Origin of the sequence: Sphingobium sp. CCH11-B1 (assembly GCF_001556865.1) — a bacterium.
Classification (GTDB): Bacteria; Pseudomonadota; Alphaproteobacteria; order Sphingomonadales; family Sphingomonadaceae; genus Sphingobium.
Genome location: NZ_LSJY01000018.1, coordinates 1 through 17,674 on the forward strand (window position 1 = coordinate 1; position 17,674 = coordinate 17,674).

The 17,674-nt window shown below is 62.8% G+C and carries 20 protein-coding genes and 1 tRNA gene; 12 read left to right on the plus strand and 9 right to left on the minus strand.

Annotated features, from left to right (window positions below; translation table 11 throughout):
• The first annotated feature begins 564 nt into the window (after positions 1-564).
• Entirely contained in the window at positions 565-750 is a 186-nt protein-coding gene (locus tag AX724_RS02345) for a hypothetical protein (RefSeq protein WP_231736447.1), read from the plus strand.
• A gap of 181 nt (positions 751-931) precedes the next feature.
• Here the strand turns inward: AX724_RS02345 and AX724_RS02350 are convergent.
• A tRNA-Ser gene (locus tag AX724_RS02350) sits at positions 932-1,022 on the minus strand.
• A 102-nt stretch (positions 1,023-1,124) separates the two neighbouring features.
• On the opposite strand from AX724_RS02350, the gene AX724_RS02355 reads away from it, so the two are divergent.
• Positions 1,125-2,015 carry a peptidylprolyl isomerase gene (locus tag AX724_RS02355; RefSeq protein WP_066763285.1) on the plus strand — a complete coding sequence of 297 codons (891 nt, stop codon included), beginning with the start codon at positions 1,125-1,127 and terminating at the stop codon, positions 2,013-2,015.
• On the opposite strand, the gene AX724_RS02360 is transcribed toward AX724_RS02355, so the two are convergent.
• Complete coding sequence (locus AX724_RS02360; protein ID WP_066763174.1) at positions 2,012-2,473, minus strand: Lrp/AsnC family transcriptional regulator; 462 nt, start codon at positions 2,471-2,473, stop codon at positions 2,012-2,014. The two genes, AX724_RS02355 and AX724_RS02360, sit on opposite strands and share 4 nt — an antisense overlap.
• Positions 2,474-2,626: 153 nt before the next feature.
• On the opposite strand from AX724_RS02360, the gene ald reads away from it, so the two are divergent.
• Positions 2,627-3,742 (plus strand): alanine dehydrogenase, encoded by a 1,116-nt coding sequence (gene ald, locus AX724_RS02365; RefSeq protein ID WP_066763286.1) that lies wholly within the window; start codon positions 2,627-2,629, stop codon positions 3,740-3,742.
• 315 nt (positions 3,743-4,057) lie between these two features.
• Positions 4,058-4,888, plus strand: a complete 831-nt coding sequence (locus AX724_RS02370; protein ID WP_066763181.1) for a sulfite exporter TauE/SafE family protein — start codon at positions 4,058-4,060, stop codon at positions 4,886-4,888.
• Positions 4,889-4,946: 58 nt separating this feature from the next.
• Here the strand turns inward: AX724_RS02370 and AX724_RS02375 are convergent, their stop codons facing one another.
• The gene (locus tag AX724_RS02375) at positions 4,947-6,185 is read right to left on the minus strand and encodes a phospholipase D-like domain-containing protein (RefSeq protein ID WP_066763183.1); all 1,239 of its coding nucleotides are present in this window, start codon (positions 6,183-6,185) and stop codon (positions 4,947-4,949) included.
• 86 nt (positions 6,186-6,271) lie between these two features.
• Here AX724_RS02375 and rpoZ point away from each other — a divergent pair, with 86 nt between their 5' ends.
• Positions 6,272-6,616, plus strand: coding sequence for a DNA-directed RNA polymerase subunit omega (gene rpoZ / locus AX724_RS02380; RefSeq protein ID WP_066763185.1), 345 nt, complete (start codon positions 6,272-6,274; stop codon positions 6,614-6,616).
• A 124-nt stretch (positions 6,617-6,740) separates the two neighbouring features.
• Here rpoZ and AX724_RS02385 read toward each other — a convergent pair whose 3' ends face one another.
• Both AX724_RS02385 and ung read right to left on the minus strand, forming a co-directional pair.
• Positions 6,741-7,058 (minus strand): glycine zipper 2TM domain-containing protein, encoded by a 318-nt coding sequence (locus AX724_RS02385; RefSeq protein WP_066763189.1) that lies wholly within the window; start codon positions 7,056-7,058, stop codon positions 6,741-6,743.
• Positions 7,059-7,171: 113 nt separating this feature from the next.
• Positions 7,172-7,864, minus strand: coding sequence for a uracil-DNA glycosylase (gene ung / locus AX724_RS02390; protein ID WP_066763191.1), 693 nt, complete (start codon positions 7,862-7,864; stop codon positions 7,172-7,174).
• Between the two features lie 85 nt (positions 7,865-7,949).
• Here ung and AX724_RS02395 point away from each other — a divergent pair, with 85 nt between their 5' ends.
• The 3 genes from AX724_RS02395 to AX724_RS02405 are packed head-to-tail and all read left to right on the plus strand — an operon-like array spanning position 7,950 to position 10,531.
• Complete coding sequence (locus AX724_RS02395; protein ID WP_066763194.1) at positions 7,950-9,005, plus strand: serine hydrolase; 1,056 nt, start codon at positions 7,950-7,952, stop codon at positions 9,003-9,005.
• Positions 9,006-9,056: 51 nt separating this feature from the next.
• Complete coding sequence (locus AX724_RS02400; RefSeq protein ID WP_066763196.1) at positions 9,057-9,419, plus strand: DUF962 domain-containing protein; 363 nt, start codon at positions 9,057-9,059, stop codon at positions 9,417-9,419.
• A gap of 44 nt (positions 9,420-9,463) precedes the next feature.
• Complete coding sequence (locus AX724_RS02405; RefSeq protein ID WP_066763198.1) at positions 9,464-10,531, plus strand: GNAT family N-acetyltransferase; 1,068 nt, start codon at positions 9,464-9,466, stop codon at positions 10,529-10,531.
• Here AX724_RS02405 and AX724_RS02410 read toward each other — a convergent pair.
• Entirely contained in the window at positions 10,509-11,378 is an 870-nt protein-coding gene (locus AX724_RS02410) for a cupin-like domain-containing protein (protein WP_066763199.1), read from the minus strand. The genes AX724_RS02405 and AX724_RS02410 overlap by 23 nt on opposite strands.
• Positions 11,375-12,505 (minus strand): GNAT family N-acetyltransferase, encoded by a 1,131-nt coding sequence (locus AX724_RS02415; RefSeq protein WP_066763201.1) that lies wholly within the window; start codon positions 12,503-12,505, stop codon positions 11,375-11,377. Before AX724_RS02415 ends, AX724_RS02410 begins: the two co-directional genes overlap by 4 nt.
• Before the next feature lie 156 nt (positions 12,506-12,661).
• Between AX724_RS02415 and AX724_RS02420 the strand changes: the two genes are divergently transcribed.
• The 4 genes from AX724_RS02420 to AX724_RS02435 all read left to right on the plus strand — a co-directional run bounded on the left by AX724_RS02420 (position 12,662) and on the right by AX724_RS02435 (position 16,336).
• Positions 12,662-13,663: an NAD-dependent epimerase/dehydratase family protein gene (locus AX724_RS02420; protein ID WP_066763203.1), complete on the plus strand. Its 1,002-nt coding sequence runs from the start codon at positions 12,662-12,664 to the stop codon at positions 13,661-13,663.
• A gap of 362 nt (positions 13,664-14,025) precedes the next feature.
• Entirely contained in the window at positions 14,026-14,934 is a 909-nt protein-coding gene (locus AX724_RS02425; RefSeq protein WP_231736448.1) for a KpsF/GutQ family sugar-phosphate isomerase, read from the plus strand.
• A gap of 5 nt (positions 14,935-14,939) precedes the next feature.
• Positions 14,940-15,740: a 3-deoxy-manno-octulosonate cytidylyltransferase gene (locus AX724_RS02430; RefSeq protein WP_269454110.1), complete on the plus strand. Its 801-nt coding sequence runs from the start codon at positions 14,940-14,942 to the stop codon at positions 15,738-15,740.
• A 5-nt stretch (positions 15,741-15,745) separates the two neighbouring features.
• The gene (locus AX724_RS02435; RefSeq protein ID WP_066763206.1) at positions 15,746-16,336 is read left to right on the plus strand and encodes a histidine phosphatase family protein; all 591 of its coding nucleotides are present in this window, start codon (positions 15,746-15,748) and stop codon (positions 16,334-16,336) included.
• Positions 16,337-16,343: 7 nt separating this feature from the next.
• On the opposite strand, the gene dmeF is transcribed toward AX724_RS02435, so the two are convergent.
• Both dmeF and AX724_RS02445 read right to left on the minus strand, forming a co-directional pair.
• The gene (gene dmeF, locus AX724_RS02440) at positions 16,344-17,330 is read right to left on the minus strand and encodes a CDF family Co(II)/Ni(II) efflux transporter DmeF (RefSeq protein ID WP_066763208.1); all 987 of its coding nucleotides are present in this window, start codon (positions 17,328-17,330) and stop codon (positions 16,344-16,346) included.
• A 5-nt stretch (positions 17,331-17,335) separates the two neighbouring features.
• Positions 17,336-17,608, minus strand: a complete 273-nt coding sequence (locus AX724_RS02445; RefSeq protein WP_066763210.1) for a metal/formaldehyde-sensitive transcriptional repressor — start codon at positions 17,606-17,608, stop codon at positions 17,336-17,338.
• Between the last annotated feature and the right edge of the window lie 66 nt (positions 17,609-17,674).

Here is a 17,674-nt window from a genome sequence, read left to right on the forward strand (position 1 = left end):
AAAGGGGGTCCCTCTTCGACGCCGATCGGGGGTCCCTTTTGAACGCCGTTTGACAATCTGACACCGCACGAAATCACGTTTACCGGGCCAGCAGCGGACGCTCGGCCGAGGTGCCCCCGCCGACCGTCGCTTGAAGCGCGCTAGGGCAGCCACCGCGGATTCGTCGATCGGGTAACCACCGGATTGGCGGAAGTTCATGTCAACATGCTGATAGGGCAAATCAGAACTATCGATCCCAGCTATCGGCTGGACCCGCTCGAGTTTCCGACAACGCTCGAAGGGCAGGCAAATCTGATACGCCAGCTTCGTCTCGAACGGGCAGTTGCCTTTTATCGGCTGAAGGGAGAGACCCCACCGTTACAGGTCGAGGTGCTGCGATATCTTCAGGAACTAACGGATGATGCCTAGAGCAGGGTGTCAAGAAATTCGACGGTGGCCGCTTGAAAGTCCGTTTATCGCGCGAAGAGGCCATCGGGAACTATGTGGACCGTGAGGTCAGGATAAACTTGAAAAGGGCTTCCTGAGCGCAACATCGACACGGCCTTCTTCGCGCTCAACGAAGGATTGAAAACCATCCGCAAGAAAGTCGGTGAGGAGAATTACCAGATGCTCGTCGCGCTGTCCCACAAGACGCGGGCGCATTTCGAAGCCGATCCCGAAGACGAGACCCAGGACGGTATCAAGGGCCGGGATTGCATCATTGAGATGGAAGATATTCTGAAAGCCAGCACTCGGGGCAAGTCACGCTGATTTCGAGCTTTTGCCCTTCTCAAATCCGGTAGCACGCAAAAGGCCAAGAGAGAAAGTCGACCGAAAATGCAGGATTTACACATATTCGGTGGTTCTCCGGCGTGTGAATGACACCAGAAAAGGCCAGAACCCGCCTCAAAAACGGGAAATATATCCTTTTTTATCAACAAGTTAAATGAAATGGCGGAGCGGGAGGGATTCGAACCCTCGATACGCTTTTGACGTATACTCACTTTCCAGGCGAGCGCCTTCGACCACTCGGCCACCGCTCCGCATGCACTGGAAGGCGGCTCCCTATCGCCATGCGGGCGGCGAGGCAAGGGGCATTGGCGAGGGCTTTACTTTATCCGTGATGCCCTGTTTCATGGGGCATGATGCATCGCCCGCTTGCCCTATCCCTGTCCCTTGCTTTGCTCCCGTCCGCGGCGTGGTCGGCCGACGCGCCCGCCACGCCCGCCGCCGTTGTGGCGCAAGCGCCGGCAAGCGCATGGCTGCCTGTTCCGGCGGAGGAATTGCTGGTCCTGACGATCAAGGGCGGACGACGCGTCCTGATCCAACTCGCGCCAGCCTTCGCGCCGCGCCATGTTGAAAACATCCGCTTGCTGGCCGCGCGGCACTGGTGGGATGGAACGAGCATCAACCGGGTCCAGGACAATTATGTCGTGCAATGGGGTGACGCCACCGAGAAGAAGCCGCTGCCGCCCGGCCTCTCTACCACCAGCGCGCAGGACTATGTCATGGATTTGACGACGCGCAGGATGCGCATCACGCCGCTTCCCTATGCTGATCCCTATGCCAGTGCGACCGGCTTCAGCGGTGGATGGCCGATGGCGATGGATGGAGGTTCTGCCTGGCTGCCCCATTGTTACGGTTATGTCGGAGTGGGCCGCAATGTTTCACCCGATGCCGGGACGGGGGCCGAACTTTATGCTGTCATAGGCCAGGCGCCGCGCCAACTCGATCGCAACATCGCTGTGGTCGGACGGGTTGTTGACGGGATGCCCGCGCTGTCGAGCTTGCCGCGTGGCACCGGAGATCTGGGCTTTTACACAGCGAAGGAGCGCAAGACGCCCATCCTGTCCGTTCGCCTCGCCAGCGAGATGCCAGAGGCGGTCCGCCCCCGTGTCGAGGTGATGGATACAGGTTCGGACAGCTTCGCCGACTATCTGCGCCTGCGCGCCAACCGCAAGGACGATTTCTACGACCGCCCCGCCGGAGGCGTCGATATCTGCAACGCTCCGGTGCCCGTCCGCATGCGCAACTAAAGGCTCCGCACGCGATAGCCGCGCCAGTCGCGGATGCGGCGGATTGCAAAGCTGGTGCGGATCGCGGCGACGCCCGGCAGGCGGGCGAGGCAGTCGCGGTGGATCGCATCAAAGCCTTTGAGGTCGGCCGCTGCCACGCGCAGCAGATAATCGGCCTGCCCGGCCATCAGGTGGCATTCCAGGATTTCGGGGAAATCCGCCACTGCCGCTTCGAACCGATCCATGGTTTCCCGGCTCTGACTGGTGAGCGACATTTCGACGAACGCATGAAGGGTAATGCCAAGCACGTCGGGATCGAGACGGGCGGCATAGCCTGCAATCAACCCCGCTTCCTCAAGCGCCTTGACGCGTCGATGACAGGCGGAAGAAGAAAGGCCGATTACTTCGCTCAGTTCGGTTACGGACTTGCGCGAATCCGTTTGAAGCGTTTCCAGCAAAGCGATGTCGAAGCGATCCATAGGATGATATCCCTGATAATGCCAATATGCCGGGATAGTTTCCCGATCCGTTCGTGAACAGGGATAAAATCAGGGAACTTTCCCTGGCCCGCTCGCGCTATGATCGGGCCAGCGGCCGGCTTCGGCGCGCCGATGGGATATTGGAGAGCCTGGATGATCGTCGGGACCGTCAAAGAAATCAAAAATCACGAATATCGGGTGGGGCTGACTCCCGAAAGCGTGCACGAACTGGCCAGCCACGGTCATCAGCTGCTCGTCGAAAGCGGTGCAGGCGACGGGATCGGCGCTGGCGATGACCTGTATGTAAAGGCAGGGGCGGAGATCGTTTCGACCGCTGCGGAAATCTTCGATCGTGCTGAGATGATCGTGAAGGTCAAGGAGCCGCAGGCCGGTGAACGCGCCATGCTGCGCCCCGGCCAGATCCTCTATACCTATCTCCATCTGGCGCCGGATCCCGATCAGACGCGTGACCTGATCGCCAGCGGCGCGACCTGCATCGCCTATGAAACCGTGACGGATGCGCATGGCGGCCTGCCGCTGCTGAAGCCCATGAGCCAGGTTGCCGGACGCATGGCGATCCAGGCGGGCGCGACTGCGCTCGAAAAGGCGCATGGCGGACGCGGCGTGCTGCTCGGCGGCGTACCGGGCGTATTGCCGGCAAAGGTGGCGGTGATCGGGGGCGGCGTCGTCGGCTTCAACGCAGCGCAGATGGCGGCGGGACTTGGTGCCGACGTCACCATTCTCGACCGCAGCCCCGAAGTGCTCGAGAAGCTAGGCATGTATTTCGAAGCTCGCGCGAAGACGCGCTTTTCAAACCGGGCGAACCTGGCGGAATGCGTGGCCGAGGCCGACCTTGTCATCGGCGCAGTGCTCATCCCGGGCGCGGCCGCGCCCAAGCTGGTGAGCGCGGACATGCTCAAGACCATGAAGAAGGGTGCGGTGCTGGTGGATGTCGCCATCGATCAGGGCGGATGCTTCGAAACCAGCCATGCCACGACCCATGCCGATCCCACCTATATCGTGGATGGCGTCGTCCATTATTGCGTCGCCAACATGCCAGGCGCGGTCGCGCGGACCAGCACCTACGCGCTCAACAATGTCACCTTGCCCCATGCGCTGCGCATCGCGGAACTCGGTTGGAAGGAAGCCTTGCGCACGGACCCGCATCTGCGCGCTGGCCTGAACGTCTGGAACGGCAAGATCACCTATCGCGCGGTCGCCGATGACCTTGGCCTGCCCTATACCCCCGCCGAAGAGGCGGTCGCCTGAACCCTTCGCGAGACGCTCCGACCAGCGCTTGAAGAAGAAGCGCCAGCCTTCCCTTGGGCTGGCGCTTCTTCTTTTTTGGCCATTCCCCCTCGGCCTGACGCAAAGGACGTCGAACCGGGGTGAGGGTTTGCGGACCATCATTCGTCTAGGGCCAGCAGGGGGACATTGCCACATGCCCCCCATGCAGCTTTGTTCCGCCGAAGAGAGGCATGGTCTAGACGTGATGGTCGATTTTCCTACATTCGCAGCCTTGATACGACAGGGTGTATGCCGCAATATCGTTGCGCCCCGTGGCGGACAGGGAGGGGCGAAGTAATGCATCTGGACGTCATGACCTGGCTGGTGCCGCTTGTCGCCATGCTGGCCGCCGGTCTGCTGGCGGGCTTTGCCGCCGGCATCTTTGGCATCGGCGGCGGCTTCGTCGTCGTGCCGGCGCTGCTTGTGGTGTTGCCGCTGCTCGGCGGGACCAAGGATGCCATCGCTCATGTCGCGATCGGCACATCCGCCGCGACCATCATCGTGACTTCCATCCGTTCCCTGATGGCCCATGCCAAGCGAGGAGCGGTGGAATTCGAAGTGCTCAAGACCTGGGCGCCGTGGATCATCATGGGCTGCGGCGCGGGCGTGCTGCTTGCCAGCCATGTGGACGGGCGCACGCTGAAGATGATCTTCGGCTGCGGCGTCATATTGATGTCGTTGAACTTCCTGTTGCCCAAGGTCAGCGGCAAGGTGGTGAGCGACACCATGCCCTCCGGCATCATCCGGGTCGGCATCGCGGGCGGCCTCGGCACATTTTCGTCCTTGCTTGGCATCGGCGGCGGCACCATCGCCATCATGGTCATGACGCTGTGCGGCCGCACTATCCACCGGGCGATCGCGACGGCGTCCGGCATTGGCACCCTCATTGCCGTGCCGACGACGATCGGTTTTGCCATCATAGGCCTCAAGGAAGGCGGGCTGCCCTGGGGGTCGCTGGGCTATATCAACATCCCCGCAACCCTGGCGATAGCGTCCATGTCCATGCTGACCGCGCCGCTTGGCGTCGCCGCAGCGCACAGCCTGCCCGCGGGCCCGCTGAAGAAGATTTTCGGCGTCTATCTGCTCATCATCGGCGCGCTGATGCTGCGCAACGGGCTGAAGATCTAGAGGGCTGAAGATCTAGGGGGCTGGAGGACGGCGGTTGCCCTGCGCGCCGCCGACCATTTCAGTCGGCGTCGGGATCGCGGAAGTTCAGCCGCCTCGTAACCGTATAGTCCAGCACGCCGACCAGCAGATAGCTGATCCACTGCTTCAAAAGGGTGAGCGGGGTGCGTCCAGCCCTGTGGGCTTCCAGGCTGATGACCCGGCTGTCCGCTTCCTCCCGGTCGATAAAGGCGCGAACATCTCTCGCGAAGGCGTGGTCCTCGATCCGCAGCATGAGCTCCAGATTGAGGAAAAGGCTGCGCATGTCGAAATTCGCCGACCCGACGAAAACGGCGTCGTCGATCACGATCAGTTTCATATGCAGCTTGCAGGATTGGTATTCCGCAATCTTCACGCCGCGTTTGAGCAGGGGGCCATAGAGCAGCCTGGCGGCGGCGACCGTGGCCCCATTGTCCGATTTCGCTGGCAGGATGACACGCGCGCCCTGACGCCGGGCAGCACGGGCGATCCGCTTCAACATGCCGCGGCCTGGCGAGAAATAGGCTTCGACCATGTCGACCCGAGACGCTTTCTCAAGATCATGTTTCACCACCTGCGCCCAGGGGCTCAAGCGACGCGTCGGCCCGCCGATCAGCCAGCGGAAGGGTGTATCGGACGCCAGCCGGCGGGGAGGGCGCCAGCGCCTGACCATTCTGCGCAGGTCTCGGAAGCGCTGGCGTCGGCCCGATACCCAGCGCCAGATCTGGCCGTACCAACCGCTCATCGCCGCGACCTGATCGCCTTCTATCCACAGGCCGACATCGCGCCAGCAATCGGTGGCAGGGATGCCGAAATAGCCGTCCTCGACATTGAATCCGCCCATCAGCAACCGGCTATCGTCGGCCATTGCCATTTTCTGGTGGTTGCGGATCAGATAGCGGGTGGACCTGCGCGTGCCGAACCGCGCGAACCGTGCGCCGGCCTTCACCAATGGATCGAAAAAGGCGTCCGGCGTGGCGCTGGATCCGAAGGCGTCGATCATCAGCGTAACAGCCACCCCGCGCGCGCGCGCCGCGATCAGCGCGTCGCGTACGAGCGTACCGCTGCCGTCGGCCGCAAAGATATAATAATAGAGCTTCAGGCTGCTGCGCGCGCCCCCGATCAGCGCGATCAGCGCATCGCGCAACGCTGGCCCTTCCACGATCAGGCGAAGCTGGTTGTCCCACAGGTCGGCGACGATCGTCGATGCGTCGTTGAAAGGTGGGGCGGATGTCACGGTCGCCATCGCGCCGTCATGCCGTGTTCGAGGGGGATGCGCCATGGCTTTATGGGCTTTTCATTGACTCTTAAGGGGCAGGCTGTTAGGCGATCGCTTCGACATTTCCATTGCTTGTTCAGGAGGCCCGTTTGGCCCGCGTTACTGTCGAAGATTGCGTCGACAAGGTTACCAATCGTTTCGATCTCGTTCTTCTTGCTGCGCAGCGTGCGCGCGAGATTTCGGGTGGTGCTGAACTGACGCTCGATCGCGATCGGGATAAAAATCCGGTCGTTGCCCTGCGCGAGATTGCCGAAGAAACCATATTGCCCGCCGATCTTCATGATTCGGTTGTCGCGTCGCTGCAGAAGGTGCAGATCGACGATGATGATACGCCTGATGAGATTGGTTCGATCGCACAGTCGGCGGAAGCGCTGCGCCTGACCGCTGCTGCTCCGCCGAGGAACCAGAATATCGGCGGCGACTACGACGGCTGAACGACGGACAAGTTTGGAGAGGGAATGAGGCCCGGCCTGCGCAAGCAGGACCGGGCCTCGACCGTTTTAGGCGGAAAATTTGGAAAGCCAGGGACGTTCAGCGACGACCCTGGCCCCCTTCGGATCAACAGCGCGAATTGCGGTCGATCGCGCGGCCGGCCAGCGCGCCTGCGCCCGCTCCGATGATCGTGCCCGGAGCGCGGTCGCCGCGGGTGTCGACGGCCCGGCCCAGCAGCGCGCCGGCGACACCGCCGAGCAGCAGGCCGGTCGTGCCGCCCGACTTGCGGCAGCGATAGCGATAATCGTCGCGATAATCGCCGCGACGGTCATAGTCGCGGTAGTGGCGTTCGCGATGGGGACGCGCCTCGGCAGCCGCTGGAACAACCGAAGAAACGGTGGCGGCGGCGAGCGCGGTAGCCAGAATGGCCTTGCTGATCTTCATTGTCTTCTCCTCCAGACGATGACTCATTGACTGTGAGGAGCGTTATGCGTCCGGTCTCATGGGCCGAAGCTGAACCGAGCCGTTATTCTGCGTTCAGCAAATTGTGTTAGCGATCAGGGATCGAGCGCCGGCAAGGCCCAGTCGATCGCGCCGCGGCCATGGGCCTCCAGAAAGGCGTTGGCGCGGGAAAAGGGACGCGATCCCAGGAAGCCATTATGTGCGGACAATGGGGAGGGATGGGCAGATTTGATCACCAGATGGCGGTTCTGGTCGACGAACCCCGCCTTACGCTGGGCATAGGCGCCCCATAGCATGAAGACGACCGGCTTTTCGCTCTGCGCCACCAGACGCACGACTGCGTCGGTGAAGAGTTCCCAACCCTTGCCCTGATGCGATGCTGCGCGGCCCATCTCGACCGTTAGAACGCTGTTGAGCAACAACACACCTTGCCGCGCCCAATGTTCCAGAAATCCGTGGCGCGCCGGAACGATCCCCAGGTCCGCCTGCATTTCCTTGTAGATGTTTACCAGTGAAGGCGGCGTTCGCACACCGGGGCGCACGGAAAAACACAGGCCATGCGCCTGGCCCTCGCCATGATAGGGGTCCTGCCCCAATATCACTGCCTTCACTTGATCCAGCGGCGTCAGGTCCAGCGCCCGGAAATATTCGCTGCCCCTGGGAAAGACGCGCTTGCCGGCTGCTTTTTCGGATTGAAGAAAGCTTTTGAGATTCTGCATATGAGGCGCAGCGAACTGCTCGGTCAGGGGTTTGCGCCAACTTTCGTGCAGCTTGATCGTCTCGCTCATGCGTCCTGTGATGGCCCGTCCTGCAAAGTGCTGTCAACGGCGTGAACCTACTTGCCTCGCCGCTTGTGATTCGCGACAGTGGCGCATGGATTTTCTTCGTCCGATCAGCGTCCTTACCGCTTTCAGCCTGTTCGTTGCGCCGCTGCCGGGCGCAGATGCGTTCGGCCCGCCGCCCAAGCCGCTGCTCCAGCAAACGGCCGAGGCGAAGTTGCTGGGAGAGTTCGCCCGTTTCGCCACCCTGTCGGACGGCACGGTCGGGATTGCAGTGCGCGACCTTCAGACCGGGGAAACGCAAGCGCTGAACGGCGATACGCTCTTTCCCATGGCCAGCGCCTACAAGGTTGCGGTCGCCGGGCGCATCTTCGCCTTGATCGATGCAGGCCAACTCAAGCTCGAAGACCAGCTCGCCCTGGACCCCGCCTTGGCGAGTGAAGGCGGGATCGCCTGGATGTTCTCGCAGCCTGGCGCGCACCTTTCCGTCGATCGCCTGTTGCAACTGATGATGCAGAAGAGCGACAATAACGCCACCGACGTTCTGGTGGCACGGGCAGGCGGTCCGCAGGCAATCACCCAGTTCGTGACTGGACTTGGCGTGCGGGGCTTGCGGGTGGACAGCGACACGGCGCACCTTCTGTATCGCGCCATGGGCATTCATCCGCTCTCGGGCACCTTCAGACAGAATGCGGAAGCCGCGCGCAAGGCCGATCCGCAAATCGCCGTGCGCGACATCCGGGATCTTCCGAACATCGCCTTTGCCGCCGAGCCGGAGGACACATCGACGCCCACGGCCATGCTCGATCTGGTCACCGCGTTCGAGGCTGGGCGCGCCCTGTCGCCGGCAAGTACGCAGCGGCTCTTCACCATCATGGCCGGATGCGAAACGGGCAAGGCGCGGATCGTTGGAATGCTCCCGCCCGGCACGGCGGTCGCGCACAAGACCGGATCGCTCAATGGCGTTGGTAACGATGTCGGGGTGGTGCGGCTGCCGGACGGGCGGCGGTTCGCCGTTGTGATGTTCGTCATGAAGGACAGCAAAGGCCATGTGTCGCGGGACCGCGTGATCGCCGAAGCGGCGCGTGCGGCATATGATTATTTCCTCTACGCCCCGGACAGGGAGCACGGTCGGGCGCACAACGCTTAACGCCGACGACATAGATCGTTACGCTGCCAGCCCAAAAGAGGATGGCTGGTGATGCGTATAAAGAGCTTCCGCGATTTCTGGCCTTATTATCTGCAGGAACATGCACGGCCCGGCACGCGGGCGCTGCACTATACGGGCACCAGCATCGTCGTGGGGCTGCTCGCGACCTTGCCCGTGTCGCGTCATTGGTGGACGGGATTGGCGCTGCCGCTCGCCGGCTATGGCTTTGCCTGGGCGGGCCACTGTCTGGTCGAACGCAACCGGCCGGCAACGTTCCGCTATCCATTTTGGTCGCTTCGCGCGGATTTCGTGATGTGGCAACGCTTCCTGACTGGCAGGATCGGCCGGGATCTTGAGCTGGCAGGCGTCAGGACCGACGGCACGGTCGATCCTGCGCGGCGAATCCTCGCCTGATCGATCCGCTTGACCGGCCGTCGCGCTCTGCCACAAAGAGCGCGATGTCTCTTGCCGCCACATTCACCCAACTCGATCGCAGCAGCCTGGCCCGGCGTTGGCAAGCGTTGGAGGCTCGGTCCGACGCCTCCTTTTTCCTACGCTGGACCTGGATCGGCGCCTGGCTGGACAGCTATCCGGTGACGCCCGAGTTGATCGCCGTGACCCGCGAAAATGGCGAGGATATCGCGCTGGCGCTGCTGGGTCACGCGATGATGCCTCGGCTGCTGGGAAGCGCGGCGACCCTCAGCCTCAACCAGTCGGGGGATGCCGCTGCTGACAGGCCCTATATCGAATATAACGGCCTCCTGGTGGCCCGGGGCAAGGAAGAGGACGCTGCTCAGGCTGTCCTGGCGGCCCTCATGCGTCGGCGGGACTGGCGGATCCTGCGTCTTGGCGGCGTGGTTCCGGGTTCGCCGCTCCTGCAATTGCCGGCCCGCCGCCATCTTCGCGTCGACGTCTCTCCCGTCTATCAGGTGGATCTCGGCGCGGTTCGATCCGCTTCCGGCGACTATCTCTCGCTGCTCAGCGCCAACACGCGCAGCCAGATACGCCGGGCGATGAAGGATCGTGATTCCGGCTTGCCCCATGTGACCGTCGCCACATTGGATGAAATCGGACCCTGGCTGACGGAAATGGCGGCTCTCAATGCGGGGCGCCATGCCGACAATGCCTGGGATGATGAAGGCTTTCGCAGTTTCGTTGCGACGCTCGCTGCTCGTGGCCTCACGACCGGCGATGTCGAACTGCTTCGCCTGGACGATGCCGGGGGCATCGTCGGCCTGTTGCTCAATTTCGTCCAGGATGGCGTCGCGATGAACTACCAGTCCGCCTTTGCCGAGGCGCGTAGCGCGAAAGACAAGCCTGGCCTTCTTTGTCATGCCGCCGCCGTTGGTCACTATGCTGACCGGGGCCTGTCTCGCTACTCGCTTCTCGCAGGCAAGGATCGATACAAACAGAGCCTCTCCACCTGCGAGGAGCAATTGGAGTGGTGGCAGATCGAGCGGGTCAGCCCTCGCCTGGAGCTGGAAGCGATATTACGTCGCCTGTTCAGGCGCCCAGCTTCCGCATGAAGCGGTAAGCGAAGCGGCGAAGGCCCTGCCGTTCGGGCCTATTACTGACTTTCCCCGTCGGCAGCCCCCGCCTGCGCAGAAGCGCGTTGAAGCTGTGCAATTCGCCTTCCGCGACGCTCCGTTCCGACCGCCATGTCACGGACAGGCTGACCGACACGGTCGGCCCGTTTTCTACGAAGTGGGGGGCCTTTACCGGCACATGGATGGCGTCTCCCGGCTCGAGCCTCACGGCCATGCCCCGCGCCTTGAATCCATCCTGCCAGACGAGATTGCGGTGACCGCCACCGTGAAAATCCTCGCTTTTCTGGGCCGGAACCAATTGTTCGTCACGGGCGGGGAAGACGGTCATCGTCTTTACCCCCATGATCTGGAGCAGGATATTATGTTCCGGGTCCATGTGGAACGGGGTCACGCTGCCGGGCGAGGACAGGAAGATGAAGGCTTCCCGATGCAACATCGGCCCGGTCTTGTCCCGCACGGTCGGTTCCAGCTCCGCAAGCGCGCCGTCGAGCAGCGCGCCGTAGGCGTCGTCGCGCTCCACATTCTTGAGCACTGCCCAACTGCCGTTGCTTTCGATGGTGCGGATCGTCTCCCCCAGCGTCAATCCATTGGACGGCGTTTCTTCTGGCTTCACGCCCAGCGGAAGCTTGCCGAGATTATATTCGACCGACGTCGCGGGCATCCGTTCGGCCAGCGCGGCGAGCGCGTCCAGCGTCAGCAGCGGATGGCCGGCCATGTTGTGGGACAGTTTGGCAGGGCGGTCCGGATAGGCCGCACCGAAATCGGCGAGCGCCTGAGCGGGGAAGATCGCGCCGCTGTCGGCGGCGACGGGGCTATGAAGGGTCATCCCTTTCCTTTCAGCAGACGGGATACAGCCTCAAGTCCGTTCGCGGCAGACAATGCGGCATTGCGCCGCAACCGCACGGTGCCAAGGCCATGCAGGGCGACACGGTACTGCACGATCGTGCGTCGTTCCGCCCAAAGGCTGTCGATCATCGGATGGTCGGCGGCAGCGCAACTGTCCATCCAGGCGATGTGCGGATCGTCCTGCACATCGTGAAGATTGGCGATCTCGATCAGCACGCCGGGGGAAAAGCGGCCGAGCGCTTCATCGAAGGCGATCTTGAAGGAAAAGGCACCGGACCCATGCCGGAAATTGACCAGCATCGCGATCGGCCGCTCGTCGAGGTCAATGCGCAGCATGTGCAGATTACCGGATGCGAAGGCCGCAGAACAGGCCGCACGGAAGAAGGCGCTATGCTCAGGCCGGTTGGCAAGAGCCGTACCTTGCTCACCCTTCCACCCGGACGCTTCCAGCGCCAGAAATTCATCGCACCACAAGGCGAGTTCGGCGGGGTTGCCCAGCCGGCGCGTCGCAACAGTCCCCAGTTCGCCCAAACGTTTCTGAAGGCGCCGCAATTCCTTTCGCTTCTTGGACCGAACCTGCGTTTCCCAATAGGCGTCGGCGTTCAGGTCGGACCGGAGCATCGCGCGTTCGTAGCGATGGATTTCGCGCCAGTTGCGGCCCTGTTCGACGCAGACCGCCTCGATCGCGGCAGCGTTCGCGCCCGCCGCGTCCAGGCCCTCCAGATGCAGGAAGCCCGCGGCCCAATCGGCCCCATCCAGCTCACGAAAAAAACCGCGCCACGCGGCCGCTTCATGGCCCCGGCGCAGGATCGGCGCGCCAAAAAAACAATGGTCGTGCATCCAGTTGGCGACGCAGCCGATCGGCAATCGGCCGTGACGGGGTGAAAGGACGACCGGCAGCAGCCCGATCACCTTGTCCTGCTCCGTCACCTCGACCAGTCGCACATGACGTTCGCCCGCAAGATGATCGAGCGCCGCGATCAGCATGTCCGGCGCATAAAAGGCATTGGCTTCGGCCGCATCCTGAGCGAGGTCCCGCCATGCGCCTTGGCTGCCTGTATGCGCGGCGGACGTCGCGGAAAGCGAGGGGTGGGCGGCCATGTCCATAGAAGCCGTCTCCTAGCCGATAAATATTAGGGAAAACCTAAGTCGCCGGTCCACCATCATCGCATATGGCCGGTGCGGCGCTCCATCCGCTATGCTATCGGCGGACGGCATGCCGGCATGTCTGTATCCACGGCGATCTAACGGGAGAAGAAGAGCGTGACCATATTGGTAACCGGCGTGGCGGGCTTTATTGGCATGCACGTCGCCGACCAGCTTCTCGCCCGGGGCTTTGCCGTCATCGGGATCGACAACATAAACGACTATTATCCGGTCTCGCTCAAGCGCGACCGGATCGCCGCGCTGCAGGCGGCGCATGGCCGCTTGTTCACCTTTCACGAACTCGACTTTGCCGACATGGGCGCGTTGCAGGCGGCGCTCGCCGATCAGGTGATCGAATCGGTCGTCCATCTGGGAGCGCAGGCGGGGGTGCGCTATTCGCTCGTCAATCCGCACGCCTATGTGCGTTCGAATCTTGCGGGGCACGTCAACATTCTGGAACTGGCGCGCGAGCGCCGAGTCCGCCATCTGGTCTATGCCTCATCCTCCTCCGTTTATGGGGGCAACGATACGCTCCCCTTCCGCGTCGAGGATCGCGCCGATCACCCGGTGTCGCTCTATGCGGCAACCAAGCGTGCCGACGAGTTGATGAGCGAGACCTATGCTCATCTCTTCCGAATCCCGATGACGGGCCTTCGCTTCTTCACCGTCTATGGTCCCTGGGGGCGTCCCGACATGGCGATGTGGATCTTCACGTCCAGGATCCTTGCCGGGCAGCCGATCCCGGTTTTCAACCATGGCCGCATGCAGCGTGATTTCACCTATATCGACGACATCGTTGCTGGCGTCCTTGGCTGCCTGGACCATCCTCCGGCGGATGATGGCGCGGTGAAGGCCGGCGGCAGCCGCGCGCCGCATCGGCTCTACAATATCGGCAACAATCGGCCCGAAGAGCTGATGCATCTGATCGCGGTGCTTGAGGAGGCGCTGGGCCGCAAGGCGGAGATTGATTTCCAGCCGATCCAGCCCGGTGACGTTCACGCCACTTATGCGGACATCAGCGCCATCGCCCGTGACATCGGCTTTGCCCCCACCACCGGAATTGAGACAGGCGTGCCAGAGTTCGTTGACTGGTATCGATCGTATCACCGCGTTGCATGATCTCGCTACGTTGAGCCGCATTATCGGTTCATCGCCCACGAAGAGCGGCGCAAATGCAACGCCCTAGCTCTATTCTCGCTTCGCGGACGCAAAATGGATTGCCATAAGTGTCTGAAAGCGCGTAAGTCATCGGCCAGGCCAGCTGGGGCGAGTTGGTCAAGGGGGGTCGCGGAACGAGGAGGGACGGCACATCCTAGTCGATGGCCGTCGCCGCTGGACGACCGGTTCCTGGTCGCACATGCGGAAAAAAGGGCAAACGCGTGTCGATATCAGCTTCGAAGATCATCCCTTTTGGCAATGGCGGACATATCGTAGAAAGCGCCTGCCGAAGCCTTTCCATTGCGGCTTCAGGACTGAGCGCGATGGAATCGAGATTCTCGGACCGGGAATTTTCGGCCACCTTCCTGCGCGTCGTTGGCGTCATCATGAACGTTCGGGGACGGGTGATCGTCACCGGTATCGGCAAGAGCGGCATTGTCGCCCGCAAGATGACCGCCACCCTGACGTCCACAGGGACGCCGGCGATCTTCCTGCATCCGGCCGACGCCGGTCATGGCGACCTGGGCATGATCACGCCTGACGATGTGGTGTTGATGTTGTCGCACTCGGGAGAGTCGACGGAGCTTGGCCCGATCATCCAATATTGCAAGCGTTTCGCCATCCCTCTCGCGGCGATGACCGCGCGCGGAACGAGCACGGTGGCGCTGGCCGCGGACCTGTGCATCCTGATGCCGGAAGTGGAGGAAGCGTGCCCCAATGCGCTTGCCCCCACCACATCGACGACCGTGCAGATGGCTTTCGGGGATGCGCTGGCGATCGCGCTCATGGAAATGCGTGGCTTTTCAGCGGACGATTTCCATAAATTCCATCCCAATGGCCGTCTTGGCGCGCAACTCGTCAAGGTGCGGGAACTTATGGCCGCCGGAACGGATGTTCCGAGCGTCAGGGAAGACGCCTCGCTGCTGGACGCCACGATCGAAATGACGCGCGCGCGCCTTGGCGGCACGGCGGTGGTCGACCGGAACGGATGTCTTATCGGCGCCTTCACCGATGGAGACTTGCGCCGGACTGTAACGGGCAAGCAGAATCTCACGGAGTCCGTCGGGCGCTTCATGACCGTCCAGCCTCTGGCGATCGGCCCTGAAGAACTGGCGTCCGAGGCGCTTCGCCTGATGCATGAGAAGAACATCATGCTGCTCTTCGTATGCGACAACAGCAAGCTGGTGGGGGCCGTGCACATGCACGACCTGCTGCACGCCGGGGTTGCCTGAGCGTTCTGGTCGTCATTCCCGCGCGGGCGGGATCGTCCCGCCTGCCGCGCAAGCCACTCCGCCTGATTGCCGGGCGGACGTTGCTTCATCGCACGATTGCGATGGCGCGCTCCGCGATCGACGCACGGAAGGATGTGGCGCTCGTCGTGGCGACAGACGACCGGGAAATCGCGGATCATGCAGCCGCGGTCGGCTGTACCGCAATCATGACCGACAGCGCCATTGCTACCGGCTCCGGCCGCGCTCTGGCCGCTGCCTTGTCGCGGTCGCACTTGCCCCGTTTCGTCGTCAATCTTCAAGGCGATTCGCCCTTTCAGCCCAAAGGCGCTCTCGATGCTGTCATCGCCGCGTTGCAGATGGGGGCGGACGTCGCGACTCCGGTCATCGGGCTGGATTGGGCGGCGCTCGACGCGTTGCGCGAACACAAGGTGCAGTCTCCCTTCAGCGGGACGACATGCGCCCGGTCGCCAGACGGACGCGCGCTCTGGTTTTCCAAGATGATCATCCCCGCGATCCGCGACGAGGCGGCCTTGCGCGCCAGCCAGCCAGGCTCGCCGGTTTGGCGGCATGTGGGCCTCTATGGCTATACGCTTGATGCGCTTCGGCGCTTCGAAGCCTCGCCGCCGACCAGTCTCGAACAATTGGAGGGATTGGAACAGCTTCGCTTGCTGGAACTGGGCATAGCCGTAACGGCGGTGGCGGTGGACCCACCGCTGTTCGACAGCAGCGGGATCGACACGGAAGCGGATATCGCACGTGTGGAAGCCCTTATCGCCGCCCATGGCGATCCCACGCCTTTGCTGTAATTGCCATGCGTCGGCTGTTCATAATTCGGCACGGAAATACGTTCGCCAGCAGCGCCGAAGCGCGGCGCGTTGGCGCGCGCACGGATATTCCCTTGGTGGAGTCAGGCCGCATGCAGGCGGAGCAACTCGGCCAATGGTTCGCACGGGAGAAACTGGCCGTGCGGCGCATTCTGTCCAGTCCGTTGCAGCGGGCGCGGCAAACGGCGGAACTCATCGCGGCGGCTGTCGGAGTTGAATGTGCCGGCTCCTGTGACTGGCTTGGCGAGATCGATCACGGGCCGGACGAAGACCAGCCCGAAGCCGCTGTCCTTGCCAGGATTGGCGCCGATGCCCTGGCCCGCTGGGACGAGCAGGCCATCCCGCCGGACGGCTGGATCGTCGATGCGGAGGCGCGGGTTCAGGCATGGAGGGCCTTCTTTGCGGAAGGTGGCGAAGGCGTCGACCTGCTCGTCACCAGCAATGGGGCAGCCCGCTTCGCCTTGGTGGCATCAGGGCTTTCGCGGGGCGCGCTGAAGCTGCGGACAGGTGCCTTTGGGGAGCTTGCCGTCGACGATGACGGGCGGGTCAGCCTGATCCGCTGGGACGTGCGACCCTAGGGCGCGGTCACCCGCATTCGACCGTTACATGCTCCATCCGGGGCAGGGCACTGATGCGGGCGCGCACCGCCGGGCCGTCTGCGCCGGGCGACAGGCTGATAATCGCGGCATGCGCATGGGGCCCTATGCGCCACACATGCAGGTCGCGGATGGTGGCGCCCTGCGCCTCTACCTCCCGCTGAACCGCCGCCATCAATGCAGGTTCGGCCGTGTCGAGCAGAATGGCGGCGGTGTCCTTCATCAGCCCCCACGACCAGCGGGCGATGACCGCAGCCCCCAACAGGCCTACCGCCGGGTCCATCCACCACCAGTGCAGATATCGCCCCGCCAGCAAGGCGCCGATCGCCAGCACAGACGTAAGGGCGTCGGTCAGGACATGGATATAGGCGGCACGCATGTTGTTGTCGGTATGGTTGTGACCATGGCCGTCATCATGACTGTGGCCATGGCCCAGCAGGAAGGCGCTGGCGATGTTGATGCCAAGGCCGATGATCGCGACCAGCGTAGCCTCGCCGAACGCAACTTCGACAGGCTGGAACAGCCGAATGCCCGATTCGACCGCAATGAAGACGGCGGTAAGCGCCAGCAGCAGCGCGGACGCAAAGCCGGCAAGATCGCCGACCTTGCCGGTGCCGAATGTGTAGCGCGGGTTTCGGGCATGGCGTCTGGCAAAGCGATAGGCGGCCGCCGCCACGGCCAACGCACCGGCATGGGTCGCCATGTGAAAACCGTCTGCGAGCAGCGCCATCGACCCGCTGATCCATCCGAAGACGATCTCGACGACCATGGTGGCCGCTGTCAGCCACACGACCCACAGGGTTCGCCTTTCATTCCGATCATGGCCGTGGGCCAGGTAGATGTGGTCGAAATAGTGGCTCTCGTCGGAAAAGACGCCAGCCGCCGACCCTTGGTCGGAATGGTTGGCATGACCATGGTCGTGCGCTTGATGGTCATGTGCATGATGATGGTCGTGGCGATGATGTGGGTCGCGCATCGCCCTTATTTCCCATAACGGCGGATCAGAGCCAGCATTTCTTCGCTCGCCAACGATCTCGCTTCGTCCGACAGGCCGGGCCTGGCGACATGCTCGCGCATATGTTGTTCGATCAGCTCTTCCATCAGGCTGCCGACCGCTCCCCGGACGGAGGCGACGAGCTGCAATGTTTCCGAACAACCAGCATCGCCGGACAATTGTCGTTCGACCGCCGCGACCTGGCCGGCAATGCGTCGGACGCGAGCGAGCAGCTTCTCTCTGTCTTTAACGGTATGCATAATATAGCCCCCTATACTATATATGAACCAAAGACAAGGGTGGATCACGGACCTCCACCCGCCTAC

Coding starts and splice junctions, on each gene's coding strand:
- AX724_RS02425 (WP_231736448.1), top strand. CDS start 14,026: ATGGAATCGAGATTCTCGGACCGGGAATTTTCGGCCACCTTCCTGCGC.
- AX724_RS02360 (WP_066763174.1), bottom strand. CDS start 2,473: ATGGATCGCTTCGACATCGCTTTGCTGGAAACGCTTCAAACGGATTCG.
- AX724_RS02435 (WP_066763206.1), top strand. CDS start 15,746: ATGCGTCGGCTGTTCATAATTCGGCACGGAAATACGTTCGCCAGCAGC.
- AX724_RS02385 (WP_066763189.1), bottom strand. CDS start 7,058: ATGAAGATCAGCAAGGCCATTCTGGCTACCGCGCTCGCCGCCGCCACC.
- dmeF (WP_066763208.1), bottom strand. CDS start 17,330: ATGCGCGACCCACATCATCGCCACGACCATCATCATGCACATGACCAT.
- ung (WP_066763191.1), bottom strand. CDS start 7,864: ATGAGCGAGACGATCAAGCTGCACGAAAGTTGGCGCAAACCCCTGACC.
- AX724_RS02410 (WP_066763199.1), bottom strand. CDS start 11,378: ATGACCCTTCATAGCCCCGTCGCCGCCGACAGCGGCGCGATCTTCCCC.
- AX724_RS02405 (WP_066763198.1), top strand. CDS start 9,464: ATGTCTCTTGCCGCCACATTCACCCAACTCGATCGCAGCAGCCTGGCC.
- AX724_RS02375 (WP_066763183.1), bottom strand. CDS start 6,185: ATGGCGCATCCCCCTCGAACACGGCATGACGGCGCGATGGCGACCGTG.
- AX724_RS02400 (WP_066763196.1), top strand. CDS start 9,057: ATGCGTATAAAGAGCTTCCGCGATTTCTGGCCTTATTATCTGCAGGAA.
- ald (WP_066763286.1), top strand. CDS start 2,627: ATGATCGTCGGGACCGTCAAAGAAATCAAAAATCACGAATATCGGGTG.
- AX724_RS02415 (WP_066763201.1), bottom strand. CDS start 12,505: ATGGACATGGCCGCCCACCCCTCGCTTTCCGCGACGTCCGCCGCGCAT.
- AX724_RS02395 (WP_066763194.1), top strand. CDS start 7,950: ATGGATTTTCTTCGTCCGATCAGCGTCCTTACCGCTTTCAGCCTGTTC.
- AX724_RS02445 (WP_066763210.1), bottom strand. CDS start 17,608: ATGCATACCGTTAAAGACAGAGAGAAGCTGCTCGCTCGCGTCCGACGC.
- AX724_RS02370 (WP_066763181.1), top strand. CDS start 4,058: ATGCATCTGGACGTCATGACCTGGCTGGTGCCGCTTGTCGCCATGCTG.
- AX724_RS02355 (WP_066763285.1), top strand. CDS start 1,125: ATGCATCGCCCGCTTGCCCTATCCCTGTCCCTTGCTTTGCTCCCGTCC.